The 7,730-nt window shown below is 73.4% G+C and carries 6 protein-coding genes; 2 read left to right on the top strand and 4 right to left on the bottom strand.

Translation table 11 applies throughout. The features are described 5' to 3' along the window. Nucleotides 1-88 precede the first annotated feature (88 nt). From ACFVYL_RS37135 to ACFVYL_RS37120, 4 genes are all read right to left on the bottom strand, one after another. A complete protein-coding gene (locus tag ACFVYL_RS37135; protein ID WP_389724501.1) occupies nt 89-721 on the bottom strand; it encodes a response regulator in 633 nt (210 codons plus the stop codon). Then, nucleotides 711-1,949: a sensor histidine kinase gene (locus ACFVYL_RS37130; RefSeq protein WP_389724504.1), complete on the bottom strand. Its 1,239-nt coding sequence runs from the start codon at nt 1,947-1,949 to the stop codon at nt 711-713. Before ACFVYL_RS37130 ends, ACFVYL_RS37135 begins: the two co-directional genes overlap by 11 nt. Before the next feature lie 73 nt (nt 1,950-2,022). Further along, nucleotides 2,023-2,811 (bottom strand): ABC transporter permease, encoded by a 789-nt coding sequence (locus ACFVYL_RS37125; protein WP_389724498.1) that lies wholly within the window; start codon nt 2,809-2,811, stop codon nt 2,023-2,025. Then, nucleotides 2,808-3,710: an ABC transporter ATP-binding protein gene (locus tag ACFVYL_RS37120; protein WP_389724495.1), complete on the bottom strand. Its 903-nt coding sequence runs from the start codon at nt 3,708-3,710 to the stop codon at nt 2,808-2,810. The genes ACFVYL_RS37125 and ACFVYL_RS37120 overlap by 4 nt, the downstream gene beginning before the upstream one ends. Before the next feature lie 162 nt (nt 3,711-3,872). Between ACFVYL_RS37120 and ACFVYL_RS37115 the strand changes: the two genes are divergently transcribed. Together ACFVYL_RS37115 and ACFVYL_RS37110 are read left to right on the top strand one after the other, a co-directional pair. Next, nucleotides 3,873-5,732 carry an ABC transporter ATP-binding protein gene (locus ACFVYL_RS37115; protein WP_389724493.1) on the top strand — a complete coding sequence of 620 codons (1,860 nt, stop codon included), beginning with the start codon at nt 3,873-3,875 and terminating at the stop codon, nt 5,730-5,732. Next, on the top strand, nt 5,729-7,651 hold the full coding sequence (locus tag ACFVYL_RS37110) for an ABC transporter ATP-binding protein (RefSeq protein ID WP_389724490.1): 1,923 nt from the start codon (nt 5,729-5,731) through the stop codon (nt 7,649-7,651). Before ACFVYL_RS37115 ends, ACFVYL_RS37110 begins: the two co-directional genes overlap by 4 nt. The last annotated feature ends 79 nt before the right edge of the window (nt 7,652-7,730 follow it).

Below are 7,730 nucleotides of genomic sequence, written 5' to 3'. Positions count from 1 at the left end.
CGGTACTGGGCGTACCGGGATGAGCCCGACAACGCGGCGAGCGTGCGTGCCAGGCGTCGCGAGGCAGACGCGAGTTTGACGACAGGGCCTAGCCCAGGATTCCCCTGTTGTACGCCGTGGCCACCGCCGCCGCACGGTCCTTGGCGCCCAACTTGCCGTAGATATGGGTGAGATGGGTCTTGACCGTGGCCTCGCTGATGAAGAGCTCCGCGGCGATGGCGCGGTTCGACGTGCCCTTGGCGACGAGCGCGAGCACCTCCCTCTCGCGGGTGCTCAGCGGTTCGTTGCCGGGGGCGCGCACGCGTGAGACGAGGCGGGAGGCGACGGCGGGCGAGAGGACCGTGCGCCCTTCGGCCGCGGCGCGCACGGCGGTGAACAGCTCGTCGCGCGGGGCGTCCTTGAGCAGGTAGCCGGTCGCGCCCGCCTCGATCGCGGGGAGCGTGTCGGAGTCCGTGTCGTACGTGGTGAGGACCAGGACGCGGGAGCGGGCGCCGCGGCGGGTGAGCTCGGTGATCGCGTCGACGCCGCTGCCGCCCGGCATGCGCAGGTCCATCAGGACCACGTCCGGGTCGAGCTCGGCGGTGCGGGCCACGGCCTCCACGCCGTTCGACGCCTCGCCGAGGACCTCGAAGCCGGGGGCCGACTGGAACATGCCGCGCAGGCCGTCGCGGACGACGGGGTGGTCGTCGACGACGAGGAGAGTGATCACTTCAGTGCTCATGGCGCACCAACGGTACGCGAGCCGACACGGCGGTGCCGCCGCCCGGCTCCGACTCCACGGTGAGCGCTCCCGCGATGCGTTCGGCCCGCGCCCGCATGCCGTCGAGGCCGAAGCCGCCGGACCCGGTGCGCTCCACCGTGGCGAGCGGGTCGAAGCCGCGGCCGTCGTCGCGGACGTCCAGGCTGACCTCGTCGCCCATGAAGGACAGGGTGACGCCGAGGCGGGTCGCTGCGGCGTGCCGGGCGGCGTTGGACAGGGCCTCCTGGACGATGCGCAGGAGGGTCGCCTCGATCTCGTCGTGGAGGTGTTCGGCGGTGCCGGTGACCGTGAAGCCGGCCCGTACGCCGGTGCGCTGCGCCCACTCGGCGACGGTCTTCTCGAGCGCCTCGGGGAGCCGGTCGTTCTCCAGGGGCGCGGGCGACAGGTTGTGTACGGAGCGGCGGGCCTCGCCCAGGCTGTGCCGGGCGAGGTCGGCGGCCCTGCCGAGGTGCTCGCGGGCCAGCTCCTCGTCGCGGGCGCCCGCAACGACCTGGAGCTGGGCGATGATCCCGGTCAGGCCCTGCGCGATGGTGTCGTGGATCTCGGCGGCGAGCCTGCGCCGCTCGTCGGCGACGCCCGCCTCCCGGGCCTGGACGAGGAGCTGGGAGTGCAGGGCGGCGTTCTCGTCGAGGGCCTGCTGGAGGGCGGTGTTGGTGCGTTCGAGCTCGGCGATGGTGGCGGCCGCGTCGAGGGCGCGCTGGTCCTCCTGCGCCGCGAGGTGGGCGAAGACGGTGAGCAGGGCGACGTTCACGGCGAGCAGCCCGCCGAAGACGCCCCAGCCCAGTCCGCCGTGCGGTGGCAGGCCGCCGGACTGGGAGCCCGCCATGATGACGGCGGTGGCGAAGAGGCCGGGTTTGACCAGGCGCGGGGGCAGCAGCCGTTCGGTGCCGAAGTAGCCGACGACGGCGTAGAACGCGAAGAACGGGTTGATCCAGGTCAGGACGAAGGCGGTGGCCCAGCGCAGGGCGTAGTAGACGGTGCCCGCGGCCGAGGGGCCCGGGCGGGTGCGGACCTGCGTGCCCCACCACAGCTGGAGCGCGACGGCGCCGCCCACCAGGGCCCCGGCCACGTACCACTCGCCGCGGTCCATGCCGACGACACCGCTGGTGGCGGCCGACATCAGGACGCCGAAGAACAGCAGGACGTAGGGCCCCCAGCGGTGGAAGGTGCCCCAGCGCTGTTCGATCATCTTCGTGGCGTCCGCCGTGCTCGTGCTCACCGGCCCAGTGTCGTCGACGGGCGGGGCCGTCCGCGTCACCGCGTCACTCCCACCGGAACCAGCGCGAGGCCCCGGCCGAAAGGACCACGGTCCACAGCGCGAGGACGCCGAGGTGCGCCAAGCCCGGCCAGTTTCCGGCGGCGGCGTCGGCGAGGGCCTGGGAGGCGGCGCCGAGCGGGGTGCCCTCCACGGCGCGGGCGAGCCCGTCCGGCATCGCCTGCACCGGCAGCCAGACGCCCGCGCTGAACATCATCGGGAAGAAGACGGCGGAGCCGATCGCGGTCGCGGCCTTGGTGGTGCGGGCGAGCGCCGAGACCAGGGCGCCCAGGGCGAGCCCGCACAGGATGGCGAGGAGCAGCGCGAGGGCGTACCCGAAGGCCTGGCGCGGCAGCGCCACGTCGAAGGCCAGCCGGCCCACGGCCAGGGAGAGCAGCGCGGAGACGAGCGCGGCCGCGCCGTGGATGCCCATCTGCGCGCCGAGCACGGCACGGGGGCGTACGGGAGTGGCGGACATGCGGCGCAGGATGCCGCGTTCGCGGTAGCCGGTGATGAGCGGCGGCATGGCCTGCAGCCCGGCCATGATCAGTGAGAGCAGCACCGTGACGGGCACGTACGCGTCGACGAGGCGGAGCCCGTCGAGCGAGTCGTCCGGATCGCGGAAGGAGGGGATGGAGCCGAGGATCACCAGGAGCAGGGTGGGGAACGCCATGATCCAGAAGAGGGCGCCCGGTTCGCGGCGGAAGAGGCGCAGCTCGGCCCGGAGGACGGCCGCGGCGGCCTTGTTGCCCGCGTTCCGGTCGGTGGTGTGCGGTGAAGCGGTGGCCGTGGTCATGCCGATGCTCCCGTCAGGTCGAGGAACGCGTCGTCCAACGTGGCGTCGACGACCCGGAGTTGGCGGGCGGTGATGTGGTGCCGGGCGAGCAGGGTGATGGCGGCGTCGACGGTCTCGTCGGTGCCGTGCAGGGTGTAGCGGCCCGCGCGGTGCTCGACGGAGGTGACCGCGGGCAGCGCCGCGAGGGCGCGCTCGTCCAGCGGCGCGGACGGCGTGAACGACATGACCGTGGAGCTCGCGGAGCGGCTGATCAGGCCCGCCGGGGTGTCGAGGGCGGCGACCCGGCCCCGGTCGATGACGGCGACGCGGTCGCAGAGGCGCTGGGCCTCCTCCATGAAGTGGGTGACGAGCAGGACCGTGACGCCGCTGTCCCGGATGTCCTCGATGAGCTCCCAGGTGTCGCGGCGGGCGCGCGGGTCCAGGCCGGTGGTCAGCTCGTCGAGGACGACGATCTTCGGGTCGCCGATCAGCGAGAGCGCGATGAACAGGCGCTGCTTCTGGCCGCCGGAGAGCTTGCCGAAGCGGCTGTCGAGCCTGTCGGTCAGGCGCAGGCGCTCGGCCAGCGGCCGCCAGTCCGCGGGGCGCGGGTAGAACGCCGCGTACAGCTCCAGGGCCTCGCGCACGGTGAGCTTGGCCTGGAGCTCGCTCTCCTGGAGCTGCGCGCCGAGGATGCGGGTGAGCCGGTCGTGGTCGGCGACCGGGTCGAGCCCCGCGACGCGGACGGTGCCGGAGTCGGGGACGCGCAGGCCCTCGACGCATTCGACGGTGGTGGTCTTGCCCGCGCCGTTGGGGCCGAGGATGCCGAAGATCTCGCCTTCGTCGACGGCGAAGGAGACGCCGTCGACGACGGCGCGGCCGCCGTAGGCCTTTTTGAGTCCGTGCACTTCGATGAGGGGCATGTGCCGAGAATCCCCGGTGGGAGGGGGTGCGTACATCGCCCATCACGCTCGAAGGGGCATCAGCCGATCGGTTGACGGCGGGGTACGACCCCCTCCCGTGCCGCTCTGCCGTGCGGAAAACTCGGTGGGCTCTGTCAGTGGCGATCCGTAGGCTCGCTCCTGATGCCATCTACACACACACCCGCCGGGAAACGGTCCACCGTACGGACGCTGCTGCGGCTCTGGCCGTACGTGCGCCCGGTCCGAACTCGACTGATCACCGCCGCGGTTGTCGCGGTCGTCGCCTCCTGCACAGGGCTCGTCTTCCCCCTCATGCTCAAGTGGATGGTGGACGGGCCCGTGGCCGACCGGGACCCGACCGGGGTGTGGCTGGGGGCGCTCCTGCTGCTTCTGCTCGGTGTGACGGAAGCGGTGCTCTTCGGGCTGCGGCGGTGGCTGATCGCCCGGCCCCTCGCGGGCGTCGAGGCGTCGATGCGGGCGGACCTCTACCGCCATCTGCAGCGGCTCCCGGTGGCCTTCCACGACAAGTGGGCATCCGGGCAGTTGCTCTCGCGCGGCACGACGGATCTGATGCTGCTGCGCATGTTCCTCGCCTTCCCGCTGACGTTCCTGCTGGTCAACGGCGCGACCATCGTGGTCGGCATGGTCATCCTGCTCGGGCAGGACTTCACGCTCGGCCTGGTGCTGCTCGCACCCGTGGCGCCGATGGTGATCGCCCTCGCGTACTACGAGGGGCGGTACACCGCCGTGGCGCGGCGCGCGCAGGACCAGGTCGGCGATCTGACGACGGTCGTCGAGGAGAGCGTGCTCGGCATCCGGATCATCAAGGGCTTCGGGCGCCACCGCAGCCAGGCGCGGGCGTTCCGCGAGCTGTCGCACACCCTGCGCGGGACCGAACTGGCCAAGGCCCGCATCCTCGCCGCGATCTACGCCGTGATCACGGCGCTGCCGGAGGCCGCGATCGGGGCCGCGCTGGTGCTCGGCACGGTGCGGGTCGCGGACGGCGACCTCTCCACGGGCACGCTGGTCGCCTTCCTGTCGACGGCGCTCGCGCTGCGCTGGCCGGTGGAGTCGATCGGTTTCCTGCTCGCGATGAGCCAGGAGTCGGCGACGGCCACGGAGCGGTACTTCGAGGTGATGGACGCGGTACCGGAGGACCCGGCACCGAAGAGCACCGAGCCCGCCGGTGGCGCCTCCCCCGCGCCGGACGCCGCCGCCGAGACCGGCGGACTCCACTTCGACGGCGTGGAGTTCAGGTACCCCGACGCCCCACCGGACTCCCCCGCCGTCCTCGCCCACATCGACCTGCACGTGCGCCACGGCGAGACCATGGCGCTCGTCGGCGCGACCGGCAGCGGCAAGACGACGCTCACCGCGCTGGTCCCGCGCCTGCACGAGGTGACCGGCGGCCGCATCACGCTGGACGGCGAGGACATCACGGCGATGGACCGCGAGCACCTGCGCGGGCTCGTCGCCGTCGCCTTCGAGGAGCCGACCCTGTTCTCCGCGACCGTGGGCGAGAACGTCCTGATGGGCGCGGAGGAGACGGCGGGCGACACCGAGCTGCGCCACGCGCTCGACGTGGCGCAGGCCGGCTTCGCGCACGCCCTGCCGCAGGGCACCGGCACCCAGGTCGGCGAGCAGGGCCTGAGCCTCTCCGGCGGCCAGCGCCAGCGCCTCGCCCTGGCCCGCGCGGTCGTCGGCCGCCCCCGCTTCCTCGTCCTCGACGACCCGCTGTCCGCCCTCGACGTCCACACGGAGGCGCTGGTGGAGGCGGCGCTGCGGCGCGTCCTCGCGGACACGACGGCGCTGATCGTCGCCCACCGTCCCTCCACGGTGCTGCTCGCCGACCGCGTCGCCCTGCTCTCCGGCGGCCGCGTCGCCGCCGTCGGCACCCACCAGCAACTGCTGCGGGACAACGCGGAGTACGCCTGGCTGATGTCGGGCGCCGGCACCGACCCCGCCCACCCGGACACCGTTCCCCCGGCCACCCACCGCCCCGCCGAGGAGGCTGCCCGATGACCTCGTCGACTTCCGTACGGGAGAAGCCCGCCGACCCCGAAGAACCGCCGGGTCCCGGCGACCCGGAGCAGCCCGAGGGATCCGGCGCACCCGGCCGCCCCACGCACCCGGCCGCGCCGGAGGACCCCTTCGACAGGGACGAGCTGCCCGCGCCGCCGGGCGCCACCCGCGCCCTGCTGCGCTCCCTGCTCTCGCCGCTGCGCGCCCGCGTCACGCTCGCCGCCGTGCTGCTGCTCGTGCAGCAGGCCGTGGTGCAGGCCGGGCCGCTGCTCGTCGCGTACGCCATCGACCGCGGCGTGCCCGCCGTCCGCGCCGACGACTACGGCCCGCTGATCGCCGTCGGCATCGGCTATCTGTGCTGCGCGGGCGCCTCGGGCGCACTGCAGTACGCGTTCATCATCGCCTCGGCGCGCGTCAACCAGGACGTCCTGCTCGACCTGCGCGGCCGCATCTTCCGGCACGCGCAGGCGCTCAGCGTCGACTTCCACGAGCGGTACACCTCGGGGCGGCTGATCTCCCGCTCCACCACCGACGTCGAGTCGCTGCGCGAACTGCTCAGCGAGGGCCTGCAGGAACTCATCACGGTCCTGCTCTCCTTCGTCTACATCTCGGCGATGCTGCTCTGGCTCGACCTGGGCCTCGGCGCGGTGGCCGTGGCGTCGTTCGTGCCGCTCTACCTCCTCGTACGCCTCTACCAGCGGCGCGCGGGCCGGATGTTCCGCGACCGCTCGACCGCGATCGCCGCCGTCATCGTGAAGTTCGCGGAGACGATGAACGGCATCCGGCCGGTGCGGGCCTTCCGCAGGGAGCGGGCCAACGACGCGGAGTTCGGCGCGCTCAACCGCAGGCACGAGCGGACCAACGGCAACGCCATGCTGGAGATGGCGCGCTATGTGGTCGGCTCCCGGCTCGTCGCCAACACCGCCGTCGCCGCCATCGTGCTGTGGGGCGCCCAGCGCGTCGCGGACGGCGGCCTCGCGCTCGGCGTGCTGGCCGCCGCCGTGCTGTACCTGCGGCGCCTGTACGACCCGATCGACCGGCTCGGCATGTTCCTCAACTCCTACCAGTCGGCGGCCGCGTCCCTGGAGAAGGTCGCGGGCCTGCTCGCGCAGACCCCGGCCGTGCCCGAGCCCGCGGCGGCCGCCGCCCGCCCGCTGCCCGCCCCGGCATCCGGCAGGCCGGGCCGCGAGGTGCGGTTCGACGGAGTGCGGTTCGCCTACCGCACCGGCGGCGAGGTGCTGCCCCGCTTCGACCTGACGCTGGCCGCCGGGCAGACCGTCGCCGTGGTCGGCTCCACCGGCGCGGGCAAGTCCACGCTGGCCAAGCTGCTCGCCCGCTTCTACGACCCGACGGAAGGCCGGGTCCTCCTGGACGGCGTCGACCTGCGCGAACTCTCGGGCGCCGAGCTGCGGCGCGGGGTCGTGATGGTGACCCAGGAGGCGTTCCTGTTCTCCGGCACCGTCGCGGAGAACATCGCGATCGGCCGGCCCGACGCCACCCGGCAGGACATCGAACGCGCCGCCGAGGCCATCGGCGCCCACGACTTCATCATGTCGCTCCCCGACGGGTACGACACCGACGTACGCAAGCGCGGTGGCCGCATCTCGGCAGGCCAGCGGCAGTTGGTGGCCTTCGCGCGCGCTCTGCTCGCCGACCCGGCGGTGCTCATCCTCGACGAGGCGACCAGCTCGCTGGACATCCCGGGCGAACGGGCCGTGCAGCGCGCCATGCACACGGTGCTGCGCGGCCGCACCGCCGTGGTCATCGCCCACCGGCTCTCCACCGTGGAGATAGCCGACCGGGTACTCGTCATGGCCGACGGCCGGGTCGTGGAGGACGGCAGCCCCGACGCACTCATCGCGGGCACCGGCGAATTCGCCGACCTGCACCGGGCGTGGCGGGACAGTGTCGTGAGCTGACGGCGCCGTCCGTCTGTCCGGCACCGCGGGCACCGAGCCCGTGACGGCGTGCGAGGAGCACCTCACGTACGCCTGGCCG

This window comes from Streptomyces sp. NPDC058308, assembly GCF_042880275.1.
GTDB lineage: Bacteria > Actinomycetota > Actinomycetes > Streptomycetales > Streptomycetaceae > Streptomyces.
This window is presented reverse-complemented; position numbering and strand designations above follow the sequence as displayed.

What these genes read in the sequence shown, in the direction of transcription:
- ACFVYL_RS37135 (WP_389724501.1), bottom strand. Translation starts at nt 721, where the DNA reads ATGAGCACTGAAGTGATCACTCTCCTCGTCGTCGACGACCACCCCGTC.
- ACFVYL_RS37130 (WP_389724504.1), bottom strand. Translation starts at nt 1,949, where the DNA reads ATGATCGAACAGCGCTGGGGCACCTTCCACCGCTGGGGGCCCTACGTC.
- ACFVYL_RS37125 (WP_389724498.1), bottom strand. Translation starts at nt 2,811, where the DNA reads ATGACCACGGCCACCGCTTCACCGCACACCACCGACCGGAACGCGGGC.
- ACFVYL_RS37120 (WP_389724495.1), bottom strand. Translation starts at nt 3,710, where the DNA reads ATGCCCCTCATCGAAGTGCACGGACTCAAAAAGGCCTACGGCGGCCGC.
- ACFVYL_RS37115 (WP_389724493.1), top strand. Translation starts at nt 3,873, where the DNA reads ATGCCATCTACACACACACCCGCCGGGAAACGGTCCACCGTACGGACG.
- ACFVYL_RS37110 (WP_389724490.1), top strand. Translation starts at nt 5,729, where the DNA reads ATGACCTCGTCGACTTCCGTACGGGAGAAGCCCGCCGACCCCGAAGAA.